Below are 25,944 nucleotides of genomic sequence, written 5' to 3' on the forward strand. Positions count from 1 at the left end.
CTCAGACGCTCCGGGTGTTCTTGGGCGACGCCGACTTGAAGTCGATCGTTTCCGGTTGCTGGGCTTCGTGATCGTGCGCGCCGCCGGCGAACAGGCGCAGGTGCGTCATCTGCTTGCGGGCCAGCGGGCTTTCCTTCGGCAGCATGCGCTCGACGGCCTTCTCGAGCACGCGCTCGGGGAAGCGGCCGCCCAGGACCTTCTGCGGGGTCGTCGACTTGACGCCGCCCGGGTGGCCGGTGTGGCGATAGTAGACCTTGTCGGTCGACTTCTTGCCGGTGAACACCACCTTGTCGACGTTGGTGACGACGACATAGTCGCCGCAGTCAACGTGCGGGGTGTAATCGCCGCGGTGCTTGCCGCGCAGACGGTTGGCGATGAAGGTCGCGAGGCGGCCCACCACGACGCCTTCGGCGTCGATGTGGATCCACTTCTTCTCGACCTCGGCCGGCTTCAACGAAGCCGTGGTGCTCTTCAGCATTGAGGGGGTTCCTGGAGACGAAAATCGGGTCCGGCCCCCGAGGGAACCGAATGAAGGCGCGCTGATACAGGAGAGGATGAGGCGCGTCAACGCACCGCACGACACAAGGACACCGACAACCTCATGTTTAATAAAGTTATTTTGTATACGGTATTAAAATACCCGAAACTTTGTACGCTTGCTCGTTACAAAATAACGGCCTTTGTCATCAAACCATAGCCAATCGGAGTCATCGGGAGACAAACTTCCGGAGCCTCCCATGAACCTTCACCGTCGCGGCCTGATCGCCTCGAGCGCCGCCCTCGCCTTCGCAGGACTGGCCCGTCACGCCGCCGCCCAGACGGAAGGTGAAGAGACCTACATCAATGAGGTTCACGGCTATGGCCCGCTGATCCGTGATCCCAGCCGACTGCTCGATCTGCCCGAAGGCTTTTCCTACCAGGTGATAGTCCAAGGCGGCGACACCATGGATGACGGCTTGTTCGTGCCGGGCCAACCCGACGGAATGGCCTGTTTCCCGTTGGAAGGTTCGCGGGTCGCCCTGGTCGTCAATCACGAGCTGAAGGGTTCATCCGGCCTGCACCGCAATCTGGGTCCCGGCGGCCTGCATGAAGAACGTCTCGGTCTGCTGGATGCGGCCAAGGCCTATGACACCTACAAGGACGGCCGCCCCCTGCCCGGCGGCTGCTCCACAATCATCTATGACCTCAAGACGCGGCAGAAGGTCAGCCAGCATATGACCCTGGCCGGCACCTCGACCAACTGCTGCGGCGGCCCGACGCCCTGGGGCAGCTGGCTGACATGCGAGGAGACGCTCGAGACCCCTGCCGACGCCGACGTGACCAAGAGCCACGGCTGGGTGTTCGAAGTGCCCTCGACGGCGACCGGCCTCGTCGACCCCGTGCCGCTGAAGGCCATGGGACGGTTCGATCACGAGGCGGTCTGCATCGATCCGCGCACAGGCATCGTCTATCTGACCGAGGACGACAATTCCGGCCTGTTCTACCGCTTCCTTCCCAAGACGCCGGGCAAGCTGGCCGAAGGCGGCAAGCTCCAGGCCATGGCCTGGAAGGGCGTCCCCTCGGCCGACACACGGAACCAGGAAAGCCGCGCCTGGGCTGTCGGCGACTGGCGCGAGATCGAATGGATCGACATGGAGGATGTCGAATCTCCCAACGGCGACCTGGCCAAGCGCGGCCACGCAGCCGGCGCAGCCTGGGTTGCCCGCGGCGAAGGCGTCTGGTGGGGCGACAATGAGATGTACTTCACCGCAACGTCCGGCGGGCCGATCCGGCGCGGTCAGGTGATGCGACTTGTTCCCGGCCTGAACGACGCGACCGACCGGCTGCAGCTGTTCGTTGAAAGCACGGACGTCAAGACGATGAACATGGCCGACAACATCACCGTCGCGCCGTGGGGTCACCTGATCCTGTGCGAGGACAACTATTCCACCGAGGTTCGCAACCACCTGAAGGGCGTCACGCCGGAGGGCAAGGTCTATACCATCGGCCGCAATGTCTTCACCGGCAACTCCGAGTTCGCGGGCGCTTGCTTCTCGCCCGACGGCGAGGTGCTGTTCGTCAACATCATGTACCCGGGCATGACCCTGGCGATCAGAGGCCCATGGACCTCGGTCCGGACATGAAGATCCGGGGCTGAGCCCGCAGCACCAGCCACAGGTTCGCCGTCGCCACAGCCAGGACGACGGCGGCCCCAGCCTGGTGCAGCACACCCAGCCAGACGGGCACGGCGTGAATGAGGGTGACGATACCCAGCGCAGCTTGAAGCCAGATCACGGCCGCCACGACAAAGGCGCCCAGCCCCATGCCCTCAGCCACGCGCCACCGCCAAGCCTGGAAGGCATAGATGCTGACGGCGATCAGCAGCCCATAGGCGACGAGCCGGTGGTTGAACTGGGTCAGCGCCTGGTCGTGCAGAAAGGCTGAAGCGCCCAGACTCCAATCAGCCGGAGGCAGCACGGCCCCATTCATCAGCGGCCAATCGGTGTAGACCAACCCGGCATGCCCTCCGGCGACCAGCGCGCCGAGCAGGCATTGGAGGAAGACCAAGCCCAGCAGGAAGCCGGCGCCTCGCGCCCAACCCGACGGCGGGCGCCCTCTGTCCTCTCCGTGCCAGGCTTCGAGCCCCGTCCAAATGAGGGCGGCGAACAGGACGAAGGCCAGACCCAGATGGGTCGCCAGACGTTCGGGCGCGACGCTGACCCGCTCGGACAGGCCGCTAGAAACCATCCACCAACCGATCAGCCCCTGCAGGCCACCTAAGGCCAACAACAGAAGACACCGCCAGATCAGGCGATCCGGCAGGGCGAACTGAGGGAAAATGGACCGCAGCGGCGCGATCCGGCACAGCAGGAAGAAGGCCAGCGGCAGGGCGAACACCAGTCCGATCAGCCGCCCGATCAGACGGTGCAACCATTCCCACCAGAAGATGCCCTGGAACTCGCCCAGGCTCATACCGGCGTTGACCTGGGCGTACTGCGGGATCTGCTTGTACTTCTCGAAGGCCTCAGCCCATTGGGCGTCGTTCAGCGGCGGAATCGCCCCCATGATCGGCTGCCACTCAGTGATGGAAAGGCCCGAACCGGTCAGGCGGGTAATGCCGCCGACCACCACCATGAGGAAGACGAAGGCCGCAGTGGCGAACAGCCACACGGCGACGGCGACATTGCGATCTGGATTTCCGAAACGGTTCATTCGACGCCCGACACTGACCCGGATATGGTGTCGCCTTCGACCGTGACCAAAACGCGACCGTGGCGGTATGCCTCGATACGATCACAAGATCGAGTCGGATTGAGAGACGGCGCACAGGCCGAGAGGGAGATCAGGGTTGCAATACGCCGACATCGCCGCCGCCGTTCTGGGCGGACTCCTGCTGGCCTGGATCGCCGACCTGCTGACTGGGCGGCGCGGGCTGGGCGGCACCATTCTTGTGTCCGGCGTCGGCTTGGCCTGCGGCTGGTTCCTGGCGGTGCGGGTCTTCGCCGTCAGCACCATGGACAGCTGGGTTTGGACGCCATGGGCGCTTGTCGGGTCCGCCGTGTGCCTGGTCGCCTTCTTCCTGTTCAGGAACAAGCGCTGATGCCGCCCCGCGCGCGTCGGTTCGTCGCCGCGATCGGCGTCCTGGCCTTTCTGGTTTTCTGGGTCTGGGGGCTGATCGCCCTGCGCGGCCTGCTGCCGGCTTCGCCCTGGATCGATTTTCTCTTCTTCGGCATCGGCGGTACAGCCTGGGGGCTGCCCCTTATCCCCCTGCTGAAATGGGCCGAGCGGCCGCCCCGCTAACGCCCAATCCGCCACGGTGTCAGGTGACCCGTCGCTTCTCCAGCTTCCTCGCCAGGGTCCGGCGGTGCATTCCCAGCCGACGCGCCGCTTCCGAGATATTGAAGTCGGTCTCGACCAGGGTCTCGTGAATCCGCTCCCACTCGAGCGTTTTGATAGAAGTGGGACGCGTAGTCAGCGGCGTGGCGGCATCGCCGGAAGCCTTGCCGAAGGCGGCTTCGATATCATCGGTGCTGGAGGGTTTGGCCAGGTAGTGACGGGCGCCCAGCTTGATCGCCTCCACCGCCGTAGCAATGCTGGCGAAACCGGTCAGGACGACGATATTCATGTCCGGATCGAAAGAGTGCAGCGTGGAAACGCAACCCAGGCCTGACGCCCCGCCCAGCTTGAGGTCCACGACAGCGAATCCCGGCCGATGGATCTTGAGAACCTCAGCCATCTGATCCGGCCCATCGGCGCTGACCACGACATATCCTCGTCGCTCGAACGACTTCCGCAGGGTGCGGGAGAAGGAGTCGTCATCTTCGACGATCAGAAGAACAGGGGCTTCATCGGTCATCTGCAATCTCCTCGGGCGCCAGCACGTCGATCGGCAGGGTCAGCCTGACCTCGCCGCCTCCTCCGGCCGGATTGCAAGCCTCGACTGACCCACCCAGTGATCGCATCACATTGGCCAGCAGAAACAGCCCCAAGCCGGCGCCGGGACGGTCCTTGGTCGAATTATAGGGTTTGCCCAACCGGTCCAGAACGGTTGCAGGGAAACCTGGGCCATTGTCTCTCACCGCCACCTGCAGCCTTCCCTCGCTCACAGTGGGCGAAACGACGATCCGCCGCGCGCCGGCCTCAACGGCATTGTCGAACAGGACGCCGAAGACCTGGCGCAACGCCGGGTCGGCGATGATCCGGGGGTCAGGTCCGGTCCACGGCGTCACATCCACCCGGACTCGGACGTCGCGCGTGGTCCAGCCTTCGACCACTTCGTCGAGGAAGCGGACCAGGGTGGTGTGAGACGGCGCCTGTCCCCTCGCCTCGCCCGCTGACATCAGAATGCCGGTGACGATCGCCTTGCAGCGTTCGACCTCGGCCTGCATCACATCCATGTCCTGGCTCAGATCGACGTCGCCCTTCAGGACCGGCATCCGCCGCCAGTCGCTGAGGATCACCGACAGTGAGGCCAATGGCGTGCCCAGTTCATGGGCGGCGCCTGACGCCAGCAACCCCATGCGGACGATATGATCCTGCTCAGCCGCCTGCTGGCGCACGTCGGCCACATAGGCGTCGCGCGCGCGCAAATTTTCATTGATCCGGGTCATGAACAGCACCAGCAGCACCGCCATCAGCAAAAAGCAGATCAAGCCTCCCGCCATGTAGAGGCTAAGCACGCCGCCCTCCTGATAGGGCGGCAGATCGAGCGGCAGGTGAAACACGCCAAGACAGACGAAGCAGACGCTGGTGATCGCGATCAGGGACCAGGCGTATGAAGGCCGCAGCAGAACCGCCCCCAGCACGACCTGAAGCAGATAAAGGCCGACGAACGGATTGGTCGCGCCACCGGTCAGAAACAGCTGTCCCGTCAGGGCCGCCACGTCGGCCAGCAAGGCCAACATCAGCTCATGGTCTGAAATGGAATCCCGACGCTGCGTCAGGGGCAGGCTGACCAGATTGACCAGCGCCAGGCTGACCGGCGCGATCAGAAGCCACAGCACCGGAAGCCGGATGCCCAGGCCAAAGTGGACGATCAGAATCGTCGCGACCTGGCCGAAGACAGCCAGCCATCGCAACTGGACCAAAAGGCGAAGATTGCGCCGGTTCGCCGCCTCCTGCGACACCGCCGTCTCGCGCCAGGCGCCAAAACCCAGCAGGCGTTGAAGCGTGGAGGTCATTCGGGCCGTCGCCGGCGACGGACTTCACGCACCACGATGCCGTATCCAACCAGGGTCAGCAGCGCCATGCCAAACCAGGTCAGGGCGTAGACCAGATGGCTGTTCGGGAATCGCACCACCGTCAGCCCGCCTTTCGGCCAGCCGTCCGGATTGGGCGTCGAGTCAGCGTCAATGAAATAGGGGGCCACGTTCGACAAGCCTCGCGCCGTGGCGATGGCGGCCACGTCACGAGAATACCAACGGTCCCCGGCCGGATCATTGGCGCGCAGGAAGCCGCCTCCCGGTTCGGAGATTCTCAACAGACCGGTCACCGTCTGTAGGCCGCCCAACTGTCCAGACGAGCGCTCGGCCGGCAAACGAGGCTCAGGCGAGACGAAACCGCGGTTCACCAGAACCGTGAAGCCTTCATCGGTAGACAACGGCGTCATGACCCAGAAGCCCGAGCCATAGTCGGTGACAGCCTGAACCAGGACCTCTTGGTCGTGCTGGAAGACACCCCGCATCATAACGCGCCGGTACTGGTCGTCTTCGCGAGACAGGCCGGCCCAAAACGCGGGTCCGGGCGCCGCGACGGGCGGGGCGTGAACGCGGACCTCGACCTGCGCGATCAGTTCGGTCTTCCAGGCCAACCGCTGGACCTGCCAGCCGCCCAGAGCGACGAAGCTCAGAAACAACAAGGCCGCGCCGACTCCGGCCCAGACAAGGGTCAGATGTCGACGCGGCGCGTTATGGCTGTCGCCTGTGATCACGACCTCCCTGGTCGGCCCCTTAGGAGCCCATCCCGCTCATTTCGTGTGTGGGCATCATGTTGGTGTTCAGGTGGTACATGACCCACAGCGAACCCGACAGGGCGATGACCACGACGATGATTGTGAAGATCAGGGCCAACATGGTCCATCCGCCTTCGGACTTCGTGTTCATGTGCAGGAAATAGATCATGTGAACCACGATCTGCACCACAGCGAAGGCCATGACGATCAGGGCGGTGGCCTGGGTCGGCAGCACGCCGGTCATGACCAGCCAGAACGGGATGGCCGTCAGGATCACCGACAGCACGAAGCCGATCATATAGCTCTTGAAGGAGCCGTGATTATGCGTCTCGTGGCCCAGATGGTCGGTGTCGTGCGACTCCGGGGAGTGGTCGTTCTTGTCGGCGCTCATCGAACCATGCCCAGCAGATAGACGAAGGTGAAGACGCCGATCCAGATGACGTCAAGGAAGTGCCAGAACATCGACAGGCACATCAGGCGGCGCTTGTTGGCGGGGATCAGACCCTTCCAGCTGACTTGAACCATCAGCGTCACCAGCCAGATGATGCCGAAGGTCACGTGCAGGCCGTGGGTGCCGACCAGGGTGAAGAAGGCCGACAGAAAGGCGCTGCGTTGCGGCGTCGCGCCCTCGTGGATCAGGTGGGCGAACTCGTAGAGTTCGATCCCCAGGAAGGCCAGACCGAACAGGCCGGTGATCGCCAGCCAGACCAGGGTCTGGGTCTTCTTGTTCTGGTCCATCGCCAGCATGGCGAAGCCATAGGTGATCGACGAGAACAGCAGCATGGCGGTGTTGATCGCCACCAGCTCCAGGTCGAACAGCTCTTTCGGACCCGGCCCGGCGGCGTAGTTGCCGCCCAGGACGCCGAACACGGCGAACAGCATCGCAAAGATGAGACAGTCGCTCATCAGATAGAGCCAGAAGCCCAGCATCGTGCTGGAGCCTTCCTCGTGATGCGGCTCCTCTTCCAGATGGAAGGTGTTCGGGTCGATCTCAGTCGCAGTCGCGGTCGCGCTCATGGATCAGGCCTCCGTTCCGGCCAGGGCGCGCGTACGCGCCTCTTCGGTCTCGCGAACCTCATCCGCGGGGATGTAGTAGTCGCGCTTGTAGTTGAAGGTATGGGCGATCGAGACCGCCAGCACGGCCAGGAAGCTGAGCGCCGCCAGCCACCAGATGTACCAGACAAGGGCCAGCCCCATCACCAGGCACAGACCGGACAGGATGACGCCCGTGCCCGTGTTCGAGGGCATGTGGATGGCGCGGTAGCCGGATAGCGGACGCTGATAGCCCTTCTTCTTCATGTCCCACCAGGCGTCAGAGTCGTGGATGACCGGCGTGGAGGCGAAGTTGTAGGCGGGCGGAGGCGAAGAGGTGGCCCATTCCAGGGTGCGGCCGCCCCAAGGGTCGCCCGTGGTGTCGCGCAGCTTGTCGCGGTTGATGATCGAGACCGCGAACTGGATGAACATGGCCGCGATGCCCAGGGCGATGACGCCGGCGCCGATGGCGGCGATGACGAACCAGATCTGCAGCGACGGATCGTCGAATACGCGCATCCGGCGGGTCACGCCCATCAGACCCAGGACGTACAGCGGCGTGAACGCCAGCCAGAAGCCCGGAACCCAGCACCAGAAGCTGACCAGCCCCCAGAACTTGTCCAGCTTGAAGCCGAAGGCCTTGGGCCACCAGAAGTTGATGGCCGCGAACAGGCCGAACAGCACGCCGCCGATGATGACATTGTGGAAGTGGGCGATCAGGAACAGCGAGTTGTGCAGCACGAAGTCCGCAGGCGGAACAGCCAGCAGCACGCCGGTCATGCCGCCGATGACGAAGGTCAGCATGAAGGCGACCAGCCACATCATCGGCAGTTCGAACCGGATACGGCCACGGTACATCGTGAACAGCCAGTTGAAGATCTTGGCGCCCGTCGGGATCGAGATGATCATCGTCGTGATGCCGAAGAAGGAGTTCACCGAAGCGCCCGACCCCATGGTGAAGAAGTGGTGCAACCACACCAGATACGACAGGATGGTGATGACGACCGTGGCGTAGACCATGGAGGTGTAGCCGAACAGCTTCTTGCCCGAGAAGGTCGAGGCGATCTCGGAGAAGACGCCGAACAGCGGAAGGATCAGGATGTAGACTTCCGGGTGACCCCAGATCCAGATCAGGTTCACGTACATCATCGGGTTGCCGCCGAAGTCGTTCGTGAAGAAGTTGGTGCCGACGTAACGGTCCAGCGTCAGCAGGGCCAGAACAGCGGTCAGGACCGGGAAGGACGCCACGATCAGGACGTTGGTGCACAGCGAGGTCCAGGTGAAGATCGGCATCTTCATCATGCCCATGCCCGGCGCGCGCATCTTCACGATGGTCGCGATCAGGTTGATCCCGGACAGGGTCGTACCGACCCCCGCGATCTGCAGGCCCCAGATGTAATAGTCGACGCCAACGCCCGGGCTGTAGCCGATGCCGGACAGCGGCGGATAGGCCAGCCAGCCGGTGCGCGCGAACTCACCCACGAACAGCGAGGCCATGATGATGATGGCGCCGGCCGTGGTCATCCAGAAGCTGAAATTGTTCAGGAACGGGAATGACACGTCGCGCGCGCCGATCTGCAGCGGCACGGCATAATTCATGATGCCCGTGACCATGGGCATGGCCACGAAGAAGATCATGATCACGCCGTGGGCGGTGAAGACCTGATCATAGTGGTGGGCGTTCAGGTAACCTTCTGACCCGCCGAAGGCCATGGCCTGCTGGAGCCGCATCATGATGGCGTCGGCGAAGCCGCGAACGAACATCACCAGCCCCAGGATCATGTACATGATCCCGATCTTCTTGTGGTCCACGGTCGTGAACCACTCCTTCCAGAGGTACCCCCAGAGCTTGAAGTAGGTCAGGGCCCCGAACAGGGCGAGGCCGCCCAGCGCGACCACGATCATGGTCACGACCAGGATCGGCTCATGCAAGGGCAGAGCCTCGAGCGTCAGCCGCCCGAAGATAAGTGGAATGAGAGTGTCAGCGTTCATCGACTGTGTTCGCTCAGGCGTTGGGGGAGGAACGGACGTCGGTCGAAACCGGCCCCGTCGATTGCTTGTTTGTGGAAAGAGACGCCATCGGCAGACCTTGGGCCAGACCCAGGCCCGACAGGGGCGCCATGCTGACCGGAGCGCTGGTCGCGTCCAGTTCGGCGCGGCGGATGCGTTCAGCAGCCGCAGCCTCGGCCTGAAGCGGCGTGCAGATGGTCATGACATAGCTCTCGTTCGAGCCGAAGATGGCGGCGTTCTTCCCGCGACCGGCGTACTTGTCATAGACCAGCGGCATGGTGTTGCGGATCGAGGCCATGGTCAGACCGCCCTTGCGGTCGATCTCCATCATCTCACCCATGCACATCTTGCCCGGCTCGACGCACATGTTGAGGATGGCGTCCCAAAGACCGCTGTCGACGGTGGAGAAGCGCATCACAGGAACCTTCTCACTGGGCTTTTCCAGCTCGAGGTAGCGCTCGCGATCAAGCGGCTGGCCGCTGCGACGAACCCCGGCGATCCAGGCGTCGAATCCCGCCTGGTCCAGGCCATGGAATTTGAACCGCATGTTGGAGAAGCCGTCGCCGGAATAGTTGGCCGACAGGCCCTGGTACTCGCCCGGACGGTTGATGACCGCGTGCAGCTTCGTCTCCATACCCGGCATGGCGTAGATCTGACCGGCCAGTGCGGGGATGTAAAAGGAGTTCATCACCGAGGACGAGGTGATGTGGAAGCGGATCGGGCGATCCACGGGCGCGGCCAGTTCGTTGACCGTGGCGACGCCGTACTGCGGATAGATGAACATCCATTTCCAGTCGAGCGCGACCACATTGACCTGCAGCGGCTCCACACCCTCGGCGACGGGCTGGCCAGGCTTGATCCGATCGATCGGACGATAGGGGTCCAGCAGATGGGTTCCGGCCCAGGTCAGGGCGCCCAGGCAGATGATGATCAGCAGCGGCGCGGCCCAGATCACCACTTCCAGATGGGTCGAGTGGTCCCAGTCCGGGGTGTATTTCGCATCCGTGTTGGACGCCCGGTACTTCCAGGCGAAATAGACGATCAGCGCCATGACCGGCACGATGATCAGGAGCATGAGCAGGGTCGAGACCATGAGCAGGTCGCCCTGCTGCTGGGCGACGTCGCCGGCGGGCTTCAAGACGACCAGGTTGCAGGCCGACAGCAGCGCCACCACGGGCACGAGCATAAGTAGGCGCAGACGGCGCAAGGCGGCTCCAATCGGAAAACGTCGGGCCATGGGGAGGACTCGCGACGGTTGGCGTTCGAATTGCGCCGGATAGTCAGCTTCGGTCAGGAGCGACATTGGACAATCTGTCCTATCCTCACGTGGCGACTTTCATCGCAAAGGGCGCGCGGCCATAATGCGCATTACCGCCGTATACCCAAATTCCTTAAGTTTAAACGGAGCGATCCCAGCCCATGTCCGTCTCGACGACCCCTTCGTCAGAGTCGCTGGAACGCGACGCCGCCGCCCTCCACGACGATCACGGCAAGGTGGACCCCGGTGAAATCGCCATCGGCGTGATCATTGGCCGTACCTCGGAGTTCTTCGATTTCTTCGTGTACGCCATCGCCTCCGTGGTCGTGTTCCCGCAGCTGATCTTCCCGTTCGCGGGCCCGATCGGGGGCACCCTGCTGTCGTTCGCAGTCTTCGCCCTCGCCTTCCTAGCGCGTCCGCTGGGAACGGCCCTCTTCATCGCGATCGACCAGAAGTTCGGGCGTGGCGCCAAACTGACCATCGCCTTGTTCCTGCTAGGCACCTCGACCGTCGCGGTGGCCTTCCTGCCCGGTTATGAAACCATCGGCATCGCCGCCGCCGTATTGTTGGCCGTCTTCCGCATCGGCCAGGGCGTGGCGCTGGGCGGCGCCTGGGACGGTCTGGCGTCGCTGCTGGCCCTGAATGCACCGGAGAACCGTCGCGGCTGGTATGCGATGATCCCGCAGCTGGGCGCGCCCATCGGCCTGATCGTCGCCTCCGCTCTGTTCGCCTTCTTCCTGAACACCCTGTCGGCGGCCGACTTCCTTGACTGGGGCTGGCGCTATCCCTTCTTCGTCGCCTTCGCCATCAACGTGGTGGCCCTGTTTGCGCGACTGCGGATCGTCGTGACGCCCAGCTTCCAGAAGATGTTCGAAACGCGCGAACTGCAGCCGACCCCGGTTCACACCGCCATCAAGGCGGAAGGCCCCCGTATCGCCATCGGCGCCTTCGCGCCTCTGGCCAGCTTCGCCATGTTCCACATGGTCACCGTCTTCCCTCTGTCTTGGGTCTTCCTGTTCACCCAGGAGACGCCGGTGCGCTTCCTGCTGATCGAGATGGTGGGCGCGGTCTTCGGTCTTCTGGCCATTCTCGCATCGGGCGTTCTGGCTGACCGCTACGGCCGTCGTTCCGTGCTGGCCGCCACGGCTGTGGGCATCGCCGCCTTCTCGGGCTTCGCCCCCCAACTGCTGAACGGCGGCGCATTGGGCGAGCTGGTCTTCATGATCTCCGGCTTCATCCTGCTGGGCCTGTCGTTCGGCCAGGCATCGGGTCCGGTGGCGTCGAGCTTCTCTCTGGCCAACCGCTACACCGCCTCAGCCCTGACGTCCGACCTGGCCTGGTTGTTCGGCGCGGGCTTCGCCCCCCTCGTCGCCCTGTGGATCTCCAGCCAGTTCGGCTTGATCGCCGCCGGCGCCTATCTCTTGTCCGGCGCCGTCCTGACCCTTGTCGCCCTGTGGCTGAACCGGGAACTGGCGCGCAGCGCCTCGGATAGGACCCGCGTCGCCAAGACCTGACACGGGCTTCGTCCTGACCATCCGCCCCCGGTCTCGCCGCCAGCGAGGCCGGGGCTTTTCTTTGTCCCGATCACAATGAAAGACGAGCCGTGCTTGGCGCACGACCCGTCTCGGCCTCGTAAGTTTAGCGAGGCTCACGCCATGCCAATCACCCCGCGGGGCAGATGGCGTCGCCCTCGTTGGACCCCAGCTGAATGTCCTCGACCGTCACGCCAAATCCGCCGGCGGCGCTCAGCCCCCAGGGTTGATCGACAGCCGCCAGGTTCGCCCCAGCGTCGCGAAGGCACGAAAGCCGGACCTTCAAGACGCCCCACTGGCCGAGCGGCGCCGCATTGAACAGGGCGGTCACATCCACCCTGCCCTCGCCCAGGGTAAGCATGACGGGGCCCGACGGCCGCGCATCAACGCGATAACGGAAGACAAGAGCCATTTCTCCATTGGCCTGACGGGTCAGGTCCACCGGCTTGGCGGCAATCAAAGCATGGCCGCCGACCGAGCCGAACGTCAGGGCGCGGGCCGACTCCTGAGCTGCGCCGTCGGCGGACCGAACACTGACGCCCCCGCGCGGGCTGGAGCCGCTGCTCTCGTTTCCGAGGCGGAATTCACCGCCTGCGTCGCGCAGCATCAGCGACCAGGGCGCAACGAAACGGCCATCGACGAAATAGCGATCGATGCTGCCGATCTCGCCCGCAACCCCGCTCTCTTCCGACAGCGGGCCCACACGTCCGCCCTGAGCATAAGTCAGGCCGTAACCGTAGGCGAACTGGGGATCATAGCCGGGCTGCCCGACGTTCAGCGGTTCGCCCTTGGCGTTCTTGGGCCAGCTGAACGACAGCTTGCCATTGAAGTCGGTGCGAGGCTTGCCCGCAGCGTCGCCGATCAGGACGTCGGCCACGCCGCCGCCTTCCGTGCCCGGCAGCCAGGCGGCGACAAAGGCGTCAGAGGCGTTGATCTCAGGATTGGTCCACATCGGACGGCCGGACAGGAAGACCGACACGGTCGGAATCCCAGCAGCCTTGAGGCGCTTCAGCGTTTCCAGCGGCTCGGTCGGCAGGAAGTCCAGCGTATCGACGTCGCCCTGAAACTCGGCATAGGGGGTCTCGCCGAAGACGACGATGGCGACATCGGGCTTTTGCGTGAAGGCGCCGTCAGGGCTGAGCGTCGCCTGACCACCGCCCGCGGCGACCGCCTCTTGAATGCCGCCCCAGATCGACTGGCCGTTGGGGAAGTCGGCGTTGGTGTTGCCCGTCCCCTGCCAGGTCAGGGTCCAGCCCCCAGACGCCTGGCCGATGTCATCCGCATGACCGGCCACCAGAACCCGCGCGCCGGATCTGATCGGCAGGACTGAGCCTTCGTTCTTCAGCAGGACCAGCGACTTGCGCACCGCCTCGCGCGCAATGGCGCGGTGGGCCGGAGAGCCCAGCTCGTTCAGTCGGCCCTCAACCGGCCGGCTATCGACGAACAGGCCGGTCTTGACCTTGACCCGCAGAATCCGGCGCACCGCCTCATCCAGTCGCGCCATTGGAATCTCGCCCGACCGCACCTGGGCCAGGGTGTTCTGATAGAGCGGCTTCCAGCTGTCGGGCGCCATGAACATGTCGATCCCGGCATTGAAGGCCAGGGCGCAGCTTTCGTTCGAACAGCCCGGCAATTGCCCATGGGCGTTCCAGTCGGACACGACAAAACCGTCAAAGCCCAGGGGCCCACGGAGCACGTCGGTCAGGATGGTCTCATTGCCGGAGTGTTTGACGCCATTCCAGCTGGAGAAGCTGGCCATGATCGAAAGCACGCCTGCGTCGATCGCCTGGGGATAGCCGGACAGGTGGGTGTCGATCAGTTCCTGTTCAATCCCCAGGAAGTCGCCCTGGTCCTTGCCTTCTGCGGTGCCGCCGTCGGCAAGGAAATGTTTGGCCGATCCGGCGATATGGCCCGGCGTCAGCGGATGATCGGCGGAAAGCGAGCCTTGCAGGCCCAGGGTCATCGGCCCTGCATAGCTCTGGGCGATCTCGGGGTTTTCACCATAACCTTCATAGGCGCGGCCCCAGCGGTCGTCCTGCGGCACAGCCAGGGTCGGACCGAAGGTCCAGTCCGCGCCGGTCACGGCGACTTCCAGCGCCGTCGCCGCGCCGATGCGCCGGATCAGATCGGGGTCCCGCATGGTGCCCAGGCCGCTGTTGTGCGGGAAGATGGTCGCGCCGACGATGTTGTTGTGCCCGTGAACGGCGTCGATGCCGTAGATCATCGGGATCTTGGCGCCCGGACGCTGGGCCACCGCCTCGCGGAAGGCCTTGGCCAACTCGACCCACTTCTGGGCCGAGGCGCGCTCGTCTCCGCCAGGAGAGGAGTTGCCGCCAGCCAGGATCGACCCCAGCGGATAGGTCAGCAGGTCCTCGGGCTTGATCGAGGCGATGTCTGCCTGGATCGTCTGACCGACCTTCTCCTCCAGCGTCATCTTCGCCATCAGTTCGGTGACGAAGGCCTCGGTGGCGGCGTCCGTCATGGCGGCGGGGGATGCGGCATGTGGCCACAGCTCGGGATGGGCGCGGCTGGCGTCGGTGACGATGGTATCCGACGGCTTCACATAGTTGATCGGCGTCGATTGCGAGGTCGTCGTCGCGCAAGCGCCCGACGCCAGAGCAAGGCTCAACGCCATGATCGACACGGCGTTGCGGCGAGAATTCAGGAAGCGCGAGGTCATATCGAGTCCGTCCATTCGGCGGGCGAGAAACTGGGCGCGAAAAGTCCGGTGCGGTCCTTAGACCGCACCGGAAGTTCGCTCAGGGTGCAAAAGATCAGGCGTCTCAGACGCGCGAGGCGGGGCGAAATCCATTGGAACTCTAGCCTCACTCCCGCACGTCGTTGACCGACGTTGATTTTCACCAGCGCAACTTGATGCACCCATGACAATGCTGTCAACTGGAATAAGTTAGCGCTACCACAAACGGGCCGACAGATGTCCGACTTCAAGGGAGAAACGGCATGAAGAACGGAATCACGAGGCGCGCGGCCGGCGTCCTGACTCTAGGACTTGCAACCGCTTTCCCCTCCATGACGGCAATCGCGCAATCCGAACCGAAGGCCGAGACCTACAGGTGGCGCAATGTGAAGGTCGGCGCCGGCGGCTTCATACCCGGCATCGTGTTCAGCCGTGTCGAGCAAGGCCTGGCCTACGCTCGGTCGGACATGGGCGGAGCCTATCGTTTCGACGCCGCCGCTGGACAGTGGCGGCCGTTACAGGATTCCAGTCCCCTGTCCGCCGATTTCGGCGTCGAAAGCATAGCCGCTGACCCCGTCGATGCGGACGTGGTCCATATGGCCGTAGGGGTCCATCGGGGCGATCCAGGCGCGATTCTGCGTTCTAATGATCGGGGCGAAACCTGGTCACGGGTCGAGGTTCCCTTCCGAATGGGCGGCAATGAGGACGGGAGAGGACTCGGCGAGCGGCTGGCGATCGATCCGAACGATAACCGGATCCTCTATTTCGGCTCGCGCCACGACGGTTTGCAGACGTCGAGCGACGGCGGGCGGACCTGGAGCAAGGTCGACAGCTTCCCACTGAAAGGCCTGGGTCTACCGACCGGACGTGAGACGCACGGCGGTCTCAGCTTCGTGATCTTCGATCCCCGCACGGGGTCCGAGGGACAGCGGTCCCAGACCCTGTTCGTCGGCGTCGCCGATCCGCACGAGCACGCGCTTTATCGCTCCGACGATGCGGGCCAAACCTGGCGGCCGGTCGAGGGCGGGCCCCGCGCCGAACTGTCGGCGGCCAAGGCTGAGCTCGATGACCGAGGGGTGCTGTACGTCACCTGCACCCTTGGGATAGGCCCCAACGGCGTCACTGACGGCGCAGTTTGGCGGCTGGACACGAACACCCGCGAATGGACCGACATCACCCCGCCTCGCCCTCTCGGCGGTTTCATGGGGGTGGCGGTGGACCGCAAGCGGCCGGGCGTGCTGATGGTTTCAACCCTGAACCGGTGGCGGCCCGGCGATACGATCTGGCGCAGCACCGACGACGGCAAGACCTGGATCAGCCTTCGGGAGGCCGCCCGTCACGACGTCAGCGCCACCCCTTATCTGAACTGGGGCAACGACAAGCCTGACTTCGGCTGGTGGATCGCCGCCCTGGCGCTGGATCCGTTCGACAGCGACCGGCTGGTCTATGCGACCGGGGCCACCGTCTATGAAACGCGCAATTTGTCGGCGGCCGACGCCGAGCGGCCGACTGACTGGGCCCCCTGGGTCGAGGGCATTGAGCAGACGGCGGTGATCACCCTGATCAGCCCGCCGGTCGGGCCGCAGCTTCTGACAGGATTCGGCGACATCTCCGGCTTCGCCCACGAGGACCTGGCCCGGTCGCCGGATTTGCAGTTCACCACCCCCGTCTTCGCCAACACCAACCAGATCGACTACGCCGGCATGGCGCCCAATGTGGTGGTGCGCAGCGGCACGCCGCACGAAGGCGTCGGCTCCGAAGGCCACGACGGCTCCACCCTGGCCTGGTCAGCCGATGCGGGGCGCAGCTGGAAACCCCTGGGTCGCCCCCGTCCGGTCTCCGGCGCAGCTGCGGCGTCACCGGACAATCCGCGCATGGACCTGTACCGCGACGCGCCCATCACCGTCTCGGCGGACGGATCGGCCTTCGTGCTGGCGACGCCGCAAGCCGCCTGGTCGGACGACCGGGGCGCGACCTGGCGACCTTGCCTCGGTCTGCCGCCGCTTCTGCGTCCGGTCGCGGACCGCAAGGACCCTGGACTGTTCTACGCCCTGGATTTCCGAACCGGCGAATGGCTGGTCAGCGTGGACCAGGCGCGCAGTTTTGCGCCCGTGCCGTCGCGCGGCCTGCCCGACGTCTCGGCTGACCGGCCGACCTGGCGCGAGCAGGCCTTCCCGCTGAAGGCTACACCCGGCCATGACGGCGACCTGTGGTTCGTCTCCCGCTCCGGGCTTTACAACAGCCGGGACGGCGGCCAGAATTTCGCAAGGATCGACGGAGGACTGGCGGTGGAGATGCTGGACTTCGGCAAGCCCCCCGAAGGTTCAGCCTATCCTGCCCTGTTCGCCATAGGGACACAGGGCGCGACCCGGGGCGTCTTCCGCTCTGACGACCGAGGCCGGTCGTGGGTCAGGGTCAATGACGACCGCCACGAATATGGTCGCCGCTATCGCGCAATAGCCGGCGATCCCAGAGTGTTTGGCCGCGTCTATGTGGCCACGGACGGACGCGGCGTCGTCTATGGAGAACCGGCATGAACCTGTCACGACGCGGACTTTTGGGAGCGGGCGCCTCAGCCTACATGCTGGGCGCCTGCGCCACGACGTCCGTCCAAGTCACGTCGGGTCCGTTCAAGCCCACCTGGGACAGCTTGATTGACGGCTACAAGACCCCTGACTGGTTCCGCGACGCCAAGTTCGGGATCTGGTCGCACTGGGGGCCGCAGTGCGTGCCCGAGTTCGGCGACTGGTACGGCCGCCAGATGTATATCCAGGGCAACCCCTTCTACGAGCACCACGTCGCCACCTACGACCACCCCAGCCGGTTCGGCTTCATGGAGTTCATCAACCAGTGGAAAGCCGACCAGTGGGATCCCGAGGGTCTGCTGGATCTCTATCAGGCAGCGGGCGCCCGCTACATCATGTCGATGGCCAACCACCACGACAATCTGGACCTGTTCGATAGCGCCCACCACGACTGGAACGTCATGCGGGTCGGCCCCAAACGCGACATCGTCGGGACGTGGGAGAAGGCGGTTCGGGCGCGAGGACTTCGGTTCGCCGTGTCAAACCACGCGGCCCACGCCTGGCACTGGTGGCAGACGGCCTATGGCTATGACGCCGAGGGGCCGATGAAGGGCGTCCGCTACGACGCCGCCCGCCTGACAAAAGCCGACGGCGCCGGCAAATGGTGGGACGGGCTGGACCCGCAAGAGCTCTACACCGGCCCGACCTTCGCCCCACCCGACGGGATCGGCTCCATCGCCGAGATGAATGCCTGGCACGACGCCCGCGACGGCCAGTGGATCGAGACCCCGCCGGCGAACAACCCGGCCTTCGTCCGGTCCTGGGTGGCGCGCCAACGCGACCTGATTACGAAATACCGGCCGGACATGGTCTATTTCGACAACTATGAACTGCCGCTGGGGCGGTACGGGCTGGAGGCGACGGCCGAGTTCTACAACGCCTCCCTTCAATGGCGCGGCGAACTGCCGGTCGTGAACGGAAAGCGCCTGGATGAACGCAAGCGCAAGGGCATTGTCGAGACGGTGGAGCGCGGCTTCTCGGACAGTCTGAAGCCCGAGCCGTGGCAGACCGACACCTGTATCGGCGACTGGCACTACAACCGCGCCCGCTACACCAGCCACTACTATGTGCCTGCCCACAGCGTGATCCAGCGCCTTGTCGATGTGGTGTCGAAGAACGGCAATCTGATGCTGAACATCCCGCAGCGCGGCGACGGATCCATCGACAGCGACGAACGCCAGATCCTGACTGACATCGCCGCCTGGATGAGGGTCAACGGCGAGGCCATCTTCGACACCCGCCCCTGGCGGATCTACGGCGAAGGACCGACGACGGTGGTGGCCGGCATGCACGGCGAAGGCGCGGCGCGTCCCTGGACCGGCCAGGACATCCGCTTCACCACCAAGGAGCAGACCCTGTACGCCTTCGCCCTCGACTGGCCGCAAGACGGCCAGATGCAGATCCACGCCCTGACGCCCCAAGCGGGACGAGTCGAGGCGGTCGATATGCTGGGCGGCCCCGCCCTGCCCTTCCGGCGAACAGATCAGGGCCTGGTCATCGACCTGCCGGAGGCGCGACCGGTGGCCGTTGCGCCGGCGGTGCGTTTGCGGGGAGCGGGTCTCGTCTGAACTCGCCCCCCCAAATCAGCGGATCGTCGCCTCGAACGGGACCGCCGGCAGCCCTGCCGGTCCATAGAGGTTGCACACCGGGCTGTCGGCCCAGCACAGGCGCACCTTGACGTCCGTCGGCTGGGCCGTGGTCAGCACCACTTGATCGCCAGCCAAGGTAGCATCGACAAAGCGGCAAGCGCCGTCTGAGTCGCATAGCTCGAACCCAATCGGACGATTGAAGCCATAGGCGGTCAAGGCCGCGCCCACCGCATAGCGGACGTGAACCCCGTCTGTCGCCCGATCCACCGAAATCGGCTGCGGCGACACAGGCTGAACCGTCCCGTCCAGACGCCGCGCCTCCAGCGCCAGCCGACGCCCGACCTCGAGCTTGTTGGTCGGGTGAATATCGTAGCGGTCGCCGATATCGACGGCGACCGCCAGACCCGACAGCGGATCGGCGTTGACCACCGTGCGCTGGCTTTCACGCAGGGCGGCCCAAAAGGAGTTGGTCGGCTGACCGGCGGCGGGGCCGAAATTGGCCAGTTGGACCACCAACATCCGCATCTCGGGATTCTGGAACTGCCTGCGCCAGTCGGCGAACAGGGCCGGCAGCAGGCGGCGGTAGCCGACGTAATCGCCGACGTTCGACTCGCCCTGATACCAGGCCATGCCCTTCACGCCGTAGGCGCCCAAAGGCGCAATCATGCCGTTATAGAGGGTCGTGGTGCCGCTGCCTCCGATCCACGGCGTGCGCGGCGGATTGGGCAGGTCGCCCAGGGGTGCGGCGACGCGGTGACGCCAGCCCGAAGACAGGGCGACCGTGCTTCCATCCGCAAATACGAGCCGCTTGTTCGCGGCCGGTCCCCAGGCGCCGCCGCCGCCGTTAGTGTCCAGCACCCCGACCGCGATCAGATTATGCCCCGCCTTCAACGTTCCCGCCGGAACGACGTAGGTACGCGGCGTGTCCCAGCCCTGCTGACCGCCCACATATTTGCCGTTGATCCAGGTCACGTCCGCATCGTCAACCGGACCCAGTTCGATCGTCGCGGCTTGACGGGCCTGGGCGGCGGTCAGTTCGACCGTTTTGCGCAGCCAGACGACGCCGTCAAAGGTGGCGAGACCGGGAACGGTAGACTCCCAGAACCCTTCGGCGGGGATCGACGCCCAGTCGGCGTCGGTCGTGCGCGCCAGGTTCCAACCCTGCTTGGTGCCGGGATCATTGGCCGCCCACCAGGCCTGAGTGATTTGCCGCCAGAGGGCGTCGCCCTGGGATGGGTCGCGGGCGTAGGCGTCCAGCGCTTCCAGCGCCTGTTCATGACCGCCCAGGGTCGTCACGGCGTCCCGGCTCAGCCAGTCCTCGATGATCGACCCGCCCCACGAGGCGGCGATCAGGCCGACCGGGACATTCTCGGACCGACGCAAATCGCGTCCCATGAAATAGCAGGCGGCAGAGAAATCACGGACGCTGGCGGGATCGGTCGTGCGCCATTGACCGACCGGGTGCGGCGCAGACGACGGCGCGGGCAGGCTGGAGCGGCCCACAAGGAAGAGACGCAGATTGGGGTCGTTAGCGGCGCCGATTTCAGTGTCGGCATTGGTCGCCTGACGGACGGCGAACTCCATGTTTGACTGGCCCGAGCAAAGCCAGACATCGCCGACCATGAGGTCCGAGACCGTCTGGGTCGCGCCCGAGCTCTGGGCGGTCAGGACATAGGGTCCGCCGGCGCTCAAGGTCGGCAGGGTGGCGCGCCAGACGCCGTCAGCGCCGGCGGTCGCCTGGACCTGAGTTTGGCTGAGACCGACGGAGACGACCGCGCCGGGCGCGGCCTGGCCCCAGACCGCGATCGGACGGCCCCGTTGCAGGACGGCGTGATCCTGAAACATCGGGTCCAGCAAGGGGGCCGCAGGCGTCTGGCCCTGGGCCTGAGCGGCGCCGACGGCCAGAACGGTCGCAGCGACGGCGGACAGCAAAAACGAGCGCATCGGCGCCTCCCCTTCACCCCGCCGGGGCGGGCGTTTCAAAATTGCACTGCACGGCGAAAATCGGTGCAATGTGCAATCAAGTGCAATCAGGCTCGATCCCCGGCCGGCCCGGCGAAGACGGAATGAGGCGTATATCACCGTCGGCAACCGTGCTGGGTCAGCTCGCACAAGAACTTAAAATCATCCGCCAAAACAACGGACCGGCATCGACATTGCGCACGATGTCGATGCCCTCCGTCTTCTAGCGACGCACCTCGACCGCCCGGCCGGAATACTGGATCGTCCTGGCCGGGGCTGCGTCGAAGTTACCGACATCGGCGCCGGGCCCGCTGACGAAGCGGACATTGATCGTCCGGTTCATCGGCATGCCCGGATAGGCGCCCGAGCGAGCGCCGATGGTCAGGACGCCGCGCGCGTCGTCCCAGGTCATCGGAATGGTCAAGAACTCGCCCCGCTCGTAGCCGTAGTCCTGGCCATCGTCCTCATAGAGGGAGAAGGTCCCGTTCGCCCCGGTATAAACGATCAGGGTCAGCGGGCCGTCCAGCTTTTCGGACGTATAGGTGATGGCCGGCCCCGTGGGCAGGATCGAGCCCGCACGGACGAATACCGGGATCTTGCCCAGAGCGGCCGCAACGGAGGCGGTTTGACCGCCCGCAAAGGTCTGACCCGTCTTCAGGTCGTACCAGTCGGCGCCGGCGGGGAAATAGACCGACCGGCTGCGCGCCTTGTACTCGGTGACGGGCGCCACCATCACCGACGGGCCGAACATGTACTGGTCGGCGATGTCCCGCGCCTTGCGGTCGGACGGGAAGTCCATGACCAGGCCGCGCATGATGGTGCCGTCGCGCAGATAGGTGTCCCCGGCGAGACTGTAGATATAGGGCATCAGCCGGTAGCGGGTGCGCATCTGCTCGGCATAGGCGGTGTAATAGTCCGTGCCCGGGTTGGCCAGATTGTACACTTCACGCAGTGGGTATTCACCGTGCGAGCGGAAGATCGGCGACCAGGCGCCGAACTGGAACCAGCGCAGTTGAAGCTCGTCCCACTCGGCCTTGTCCTCGGGCTTCATGCCGGCCGGGTTCGAATAGCGGGCCTCGACCGAGAAGCCGCCGATGTCGTGGGTCCAGTTGGCGATCCCCGACAGGCCGGCGTTGACGCCCGCCGAGATCTGATCCTGCAGATTGTCCCAACGCGCCACGACATCGCCGGACCACAGGATCGAACCAGTGCGTTGCAGGCCGCCCCAGGCCGAACGGGTCAGGATGGTGGTGCGTTGACCACCCTGCTCCGCGCGGAAGTTGCGATAGACGTTCTCGGCGTTCACCAGCGGATAGGAGTTGAAGACATAGGCGCCCGGTCCGGCCGCCGTCGGTCCCATCCGCAGGGTCCGCTCGGGGATGTCGAGGTTGGAGTGCATGTCCGGCTCGACCGAGTCCAGCCACCAGCCGTCAAAGCCCATGTCCTTGAAGCTGTCGGACATCTGCTTCCAGTACAGGTCGCGGGCGGCCGGGAGATAGGGGTCGTAGAAGCTGTTGGCGTAGCCGGGGCCGACCCAGTCGCGCGCGCCGACATCGACGTTGCGCGTGTACATGCCGCCGATGGCGTCCAGCTGCTTGTAGTGTTCGGTCGTCGGATAGAATTTCGGCCAGACCGAGATGATGATGTCGGCGTTCATGTCGTGAACGTCCTTCACCATCTGGATCGGGTTCGGATAACGCGCCGGGTCGAACTGGTGCGAGCCCCAGGCGTTTTCGGGCCAGTAGAACCAGTCCTGAACCACCATGTCGATCGGCAGGCCCAGCTCGCGATAGCGACGCACAGCGCCGACCACCTCTTCCTGGGTGTTGTAGCGCTGGCGGCTCTGCCAGAAGCCATAGGCCGAGCGGGGCAGCATCACCGACTTGCCGGTCAGGCCACGATAGTTGGAGATGACGCCGTCGAAGTCGTCGCCGCCGACATAGAAGTAGTCGATGGCCGTACCGACTTCCGAGGCCAGGCTCAGCGCGCCCTGGTCGGCCGCCGGCAGCGGGTCCATATGGCGCAGCGAGATATAGCCGTCTTCCGGGGTCCATTCGATCTTGATCGGCACGCGCGTGTTGGCCGCCATCTGGACCTGGAAATCATGGTCGAAGGGGTTCCAGTTCTGGCGCCAGTTCTGCTCGACCACCTTGCCGTCGATCGTCACCTTCACATAGCCGGACGAATAGAGGCGGAACTTGTGCAGGCCGGCGGTCGCGGTCTCAATCGAGCCTTCCCAGACGACGCTGACGCCGGCCTGGCCGGGCTTGCCCATGTCGCCGGTCTGGACCGGGGCGCCGGGCTGAGCCTTCAGGCCTTCGGGCCAGCGCTGCTGGTCGCGGATGAACTCATAATTGATCTCCCCTTCCGGCCGGCTGACCTTCAGCACGCCGTCCTGGTAATAGCGGGCGGTCAGGCCGCCGAAGGCGCCGCCCTCGTCACGAACGATCAGCCGATCCGACAACATCCCATAGGGGCGCGGGTCGCCGAAGCGGGTGATGGCGTTCGTTTCCCACAACAGGCCGTAGTTGCGGCTAGAGACAACGAAGGGCACGCCCACGTCCATATTGTGCTGGGCCAGCAGAACGTCCTGGCCCTTGTGGTTCATCACGCCCTGCTGGTGCTGGCCCAGTCCGTAGAAGGCCTCGTCGGCGGGGCTTTCCCACACCTGACGCGTGGCCAGGAAGCGGTGGTCGCCCTTCTGGTCCTCAACCGTGACAGGGGTGAGTTCGCGGCTGCCGGGGCGCTCCTTCAGGACCTCCTGGCCGTTCTCGTCGAGGAAGCGGACGGCGCCGGTGGTGCGCGACACTTCCGCCGTGGCCTCGGCCGTCTTCAGCACGACCAGATCGCCGTGAGTCTCGACCTCGAACGGGGTCGTGGTCGAAGGTTGCGCCGTGACCATCAGGCTGGCCGGCAGGTCCAGGTCGGCGTCTTCAGTGGCGGTGACGCGGATGGTTTCGGGGCCGTAAACCTCAAGGCGCACGCGGCGCGCGGCGCCCTCGGTCGGGGCTATGACGACGCCGGCGGGGATGCGTTCAAAGGCGGCTTGCTGGATCGCGCCGGCCGAGGCGCTGTCCATCAGGGTCGAACAGGCTCCCAGAGGAGCGATCATCAGGGTGGCCAGCATCAGCCGGCGGGCGAGGGTCGAGGTCATGGGGGCTCTCGCTTCTATCAGGGGTGCGTTCAGTAGGTGGCGGTGACGACGCGCAACAGCTGCGGTCGGTCGGTGAAGTTCAGGCCGTAGTCGGTTTGGTCGCCGTTCCAGATGCGTTCGAAGACCCATTTCCCGGCGTCGTCGAAACGGCCTTCTTCATAGCGCACGACCATGCGGCGCTTGCCGTCGGTCACGGGCTTGGGGGCGAAGTCGATGCGGGCGCGATAGCCGGTGACAATAAACTCGCCCGGTGCGATCTCGGCGACCAGAGCGCCGCCATTGGGCTTTTCGGCCCCCGGCACATCGGCCAGCGGACCCAGCCAGGTCCAGTCCGGCTGACCGAACTGCCAGCGGCGATAGCCGACCGTGGCGGTCCAGTCGCCCAGATCCAGGGTCTGCGACGCGCGATCATCCGGCTCGGCCACGCCCCAGACCTTGCCGTCGAAGGCGGCCTGGGCCCACACCCGCTGCCACGGCGCGATCAGCCGATAAGCATCCCGGAACGGCGTCAACGTCTTCTCGTCCACCGCAGGCGCGCCGAGCGGATAGTTGGCGTAACCGGTGTAGTCGATGCCAAAGGGCGAGTAGCCGATCCCGCCACGGCCCAGGACCGAGAACAGATAGCGGGCATAGGGGGCGTCATTGCCCGTCTCGGCCACAAACAAGGCGTTGTCGAGCCGCGCGTAGCGATCCAGATGGCCTTCATAGGTGTGGGAATCGCGGTTGTAGATGTCCGGGCTCAGCATCTCGATCGACGGGGCGGCCGCCTTCCAGACATCGATCACCGGCCAGACCGGACCGCCCGAGGCGTAGTTGGTCGGGGCGACGCGCTCATGCGGGTCAGGCAGGGCCGCATTGACGTACATGGGCAGCGGATATTCGCGCTTGCCTGCCTCAGCCACCGTATTGACGTAGGCGGCGATGGACCAGGCGTGGAAGAATTCTTCCGCCTCGTCGCCGAACACCGCGGACCAGGTTCCAGGCGCCCTGCCCGTCCGGTCCAGCAGGGCCTGGGGCACGGGGCCGTCGAAGGCGGCCTGGGCGGCGGGGGAATAGTCACGCACCGATCCGTAGGTGCCGGTCTCGTTTTCCGGCTGGACCATGATGACGGTGCGCTGGCGCTCGTCGATCTGGCGGATGTGACGCATCAGGGCGGCGAAGGCGCGGGCGTCGGCGGCCATGGTCTCCTCGCCATAGGGCGACATGGCGTAGGATTCGGCGCCGTCCTTCTGGATCAGATGCGGGAAGCGCGCGGGGTTCAGCTTGACCCAGGCCGGCGCATATTTGGGCGAGGTGTTCTTCCAGGTGGCGAACCACAGGATAACCAGACGCACGTCGTTGCGACGCGCCTCCTGCACCAGATGATCGACGAAGGAAAAGTCGAAACGCCCCTCCTCCGGCTCCAGCTGTTCCCAGGCGATGGGAACCTGAACCGTATTGGCGCCGACATAGCGGATCGCGGGCCAGGCCTCGGCCAGGGGCGCCGGATAGTTGGTCGAATTGTTGACCTGGGCGCCGAGGATGGTGAAGGGCGCGCCATCGACTATGAGCGCATGCCGTCCGTCCTGTTGGACGAGCCGAGGGATTGGCGACTGCGCCTGGACCGGCGCCGCCGCCACGACTGCGACGGCCGCGAACGATAGGGCCGTGCTCAAACCGCGTGCGAAAAAACCCATCGCCGCCTCCCAACGTCG

General features: G+C 65.0%; 19 protein-coding genes. 6 read left to right on the forward strand and 13 right to left on the reverse strand.

What is annotated here, in order from left to right:
* Position 1 precedes the first annotated feature (1 nt).
* The gene (rplM, locus tag ACW170_RS12975) at positions 2–475 is read right to left on the reverse strand and encodes a 50S ribosomal protein L13 (RefSeq protein ID WP_492089183.1); all 474 of its coding nucleotides are present in this window, start codon (positions 473–475) and stop codon (positions 2–4) included.
* Positions 476–737: 262 nt separating this feature from the next.
* On the opposite strand from rplM, the gene ACW170_RS12980 reads away from it, so the two are divergent.
* Complete coding sequence (locus ACW170_RS12980) at positions 738–2,123, forward strand: alkaline phosphatase PhoX (RefSeq protein ID WP_492087061.1); 1,386 nt, start codon at positions 738–740, stop codon at positions 2,121–2,123.
* Here the strand turns inward: ACW170_RS12980 and ACW170_RS12985 are convergent.
* Positions 2,092–3,192, reverse strand: a complete 1,101-nt coding sequence (locus tag ACW170_RS12985) for a COX15/CtaA family protein (RefSeq protein WP_492087062.1) — start codon at positions 3,190–3,192, stop codon at positions 2,092–2,094. The two genes, ACW170_RS12980 and ACW170_RS12985, sit on opposite strands and share 32 nt — an antisense overlap.
* A 136-nt stretch (positions 3,193–3,328) precedes the next feature.
* Between ACW170_RS12985 and ACW170_RS12990 the strand changes: the two genes are divergently transcribed.
* Positions 3,329–3,580, forward strand: a complete 252-nt coding sequence (locus ACW170_RS12990; RefSeq protein WP_492087063.1) for a transglycosylase — start codon at positions 3,329–3,331, stop codon at positions 3,578–3,580.
* Positions 3,580–3,780 (forward strand): DUF2842 domain-containing protein, encoded by a 201-nt coding sequence (locus ACW170_RS12995; RefSeq protein WP_492087064.1) that lies wholly within the window; start codon positions 3,580–3,582, stop codon positions 3,778–3,780. The genes ACW170_RS12990 and ACW170_RS12995 overlap by 1 nt, the downstream gene beginning before the upstream one ends.
* Positions 3,781–3,799: 19 nt before the next feature.
* Here ACW170_RS12995 and ACW170_RS13000 read toward each other — a convergent pair whose 3' ends face one another.
* The 7 genes from ACW170_RS13000 to cyoA all read right to left on the reverse strand — a co-directional run bounded on the left by ACW170_RS13000 (position 3,800) and on the right by cyoA (position 10,679).
* On the reverse strand, positions 3,800–4,336 hold the full coding sequence (locus tag ACW170_RS13000; protein WP_492087065.1) for a response regulator transcription factor: 537 nt from the start codon (positions 4,334–4,336) through the stop codon (positions 3,800–3,802).
* Positions 4,326–5,660, reverse strand: a complete 1,335-nt coding sequence (locus ACW170_RS13005; RefSeq protein ID WP_492087066.1) for an ATP-binding protein — start codon at positions 5,658–5,660, stop codon at positions 4,326–4,328. Before ACW170_RS13005 ends, ACW170_RS13000 begins: the two co-directional genes overlap by 11 nt.
* Positions 5,657–6,337, reverse strand: coding sequence for an SURF1 family protein (locus ACW170_RS13010; RefSeq protein ID WP_492087067.1), 681 nt, complete (start codon positions 6,335–6,337; stop codon positions 5,657–5,659). Before ACW170_RS13010 ends, ACW170_RS13005 begins: the two co-directional genes overlap by 4 nt.
* 91 nt (positions 6,338–6,428) lie before the next feature.
* On the reverse strand, positions 6,429–6,821 hold the full coding sequence (gene cyoD / locus ACW170_RS13015) for a cytochrome o ubiquinol oxidase subunit IV (RefSeq protein ID WP_492087068.1): 393 nt from the start codon (positions 6,819–6,821) through the stop codon (positions 6,429–6,431).
* On the reverse strand, positions 6,818–7,447 hold the full coding sequence (gene cyoC, locus ACW170_RS13020; RefSeq protein WP_492087069.1) for a cytochrome o ubiquinol oxidase subunit III: 630 nt from the start codon (positions 7,445–7,447) through the stop codon (positions 6,818–6,820). The genes cyoD and cyoC overlap by 4 nt, the downstream gene beginning before the upstream one ends.
* A 3-nt stretch (positions 7,448–7,450) precedes the next feature.
* Entirely contained in the window at positions 7,451–9,454 is a 2,004-nt protein-coding gene (gene cyoB / locus ACW170_RS13025; protein WP_492087070.1) for a cytochrome o ubiquinol oxidase subunit I, read from the reverse strand.
* Positions 9,455–9,467: 13 nt separating this feature from the next.
* Positions 9,468–10,679, reverse strand: coding sequence for a ubiquinol oxidase subunit II (cyoA, locus tag ACW170_RS13030; protein WP_492087071.1), 1,212 nt, complete (start codon positions 10,677–10,679; stop codon positions 9,468–9,470).
* A gap of 212 nt (positions 10,680–10,891) precedes the next feature.
* On the opposite strand from cyoA, the gene ACW170_RS13035 reads away from it, so the two are divergent.
* Positions 10,892–12,244, forward strand: a complete 1,353-nt coding sequence (locus ACW170_RS13035; RefSeq protein WP_492087072.1) for an MFS transporter — start codon at positions 10,892–10,894, stop codon at positions 12,242–12,244.
* 148 nt (positions 12,245–12,392) lie between these two features.
* Here ACW170_RS13035 and ACW170_RS13040 read toward each other — a convergent pair whose 3' ends face one another.
* A complete protein-coding gene (locus ACW170_RS13040; protein WP_492087073.1) occupies positions 12,393–14,942 on the reverse strand; it encodes a glycoside hydrolase family 3 protein in 2,550 nt (849 codons plus the stop codon).
* 281 nt (positions 14,943–15,223) lie between these two features.
* Between ACW170_RS13040 and ACW170_RS13045 the strand changes: the two genes are divergently transcribed.
* Positions 15,224–17,497 carry a WD40/YVTN/BNR-like repeat-containing protein gene (locus tag ACW170_RS13045; protein ID WP_492087074.1) on the forward strand — a complete coding sequence of 758 codons (2,274 nt, stop codon included), beginning with the start codon at positions 15,224–15,226 and terminating at the stop codon, positions 17,495–17,497.
* The gene (locus ACW170_RS13050) at positions 17,494–19,113 is read left to right on the forward strand and encodes an alpha-L-fucosidase (RefSeq protein ID WP_492087075.1); all 1,620 of its coding nucleotides are present in this window, start codon (positions 17,494–17,496) and stop codon (positions 19,111–19,113) included. The genes ACW170_RS13045 and ACW170_RS13050 overlap by 4 nt, the downstream gene beginning before the upstream one ends.
* Positions 19,114–19,128: 15 nt before the next feature.
* Here the strand turns inward: ACW170_RS13050 and ACW170_RS13055 are convergent, their stop codons facing one another.
* The 3 genes from ACW170_RS13055 to ACW170_RS13065 all read right to left on the reverse strand — a co-directional run bounded on the left by ACW170_RS13055 (position 19,129) and on the right by ACW170_RS13065 (position 25,926).
* The gene (locus tag ACW170_RS13055) at positions 19,129–21,078 is read right to left on the reverse strand and encodes a sialate O-acetylesterase (RefSeq protein WP_492087076.1); all 1,950 of its coding nucleotides are present in this window, start codon (positions 21,076–21,078) and stop codon (positions 19,129–19,131) included.
* Between the two features lie 241 nt (positions 21,079–21,319).
* On the reverse strand, positions 21,320–24,250 hold the full coding sequence (locus ACW170_RS13060) for a TIM-barrel domain-containing protein (protein WP_492087077.1): 2,931 nt from the start codon (positions 24,248–24,250) through the stop codon (positions 21,320–21,322).
* 29 nt (positions 24,251–24,279) lie between these two features.
* On the reverse strand, positions 24,280–25,926 hold the full coding sequence (locus ACW170_RS13065; protein WP_492087078.1) for a DUF5597 domain-containing protein: 1,647 nt from the start codon (positions 25,924–25,926) through the stop codon (positions 24,280–24,282).
* Positions 25,927–25,944: the final 18 nt, after the last annotated feature.

Source organism: Brevundimonas sp. FV2ps16, assembly GCF_058681075.1.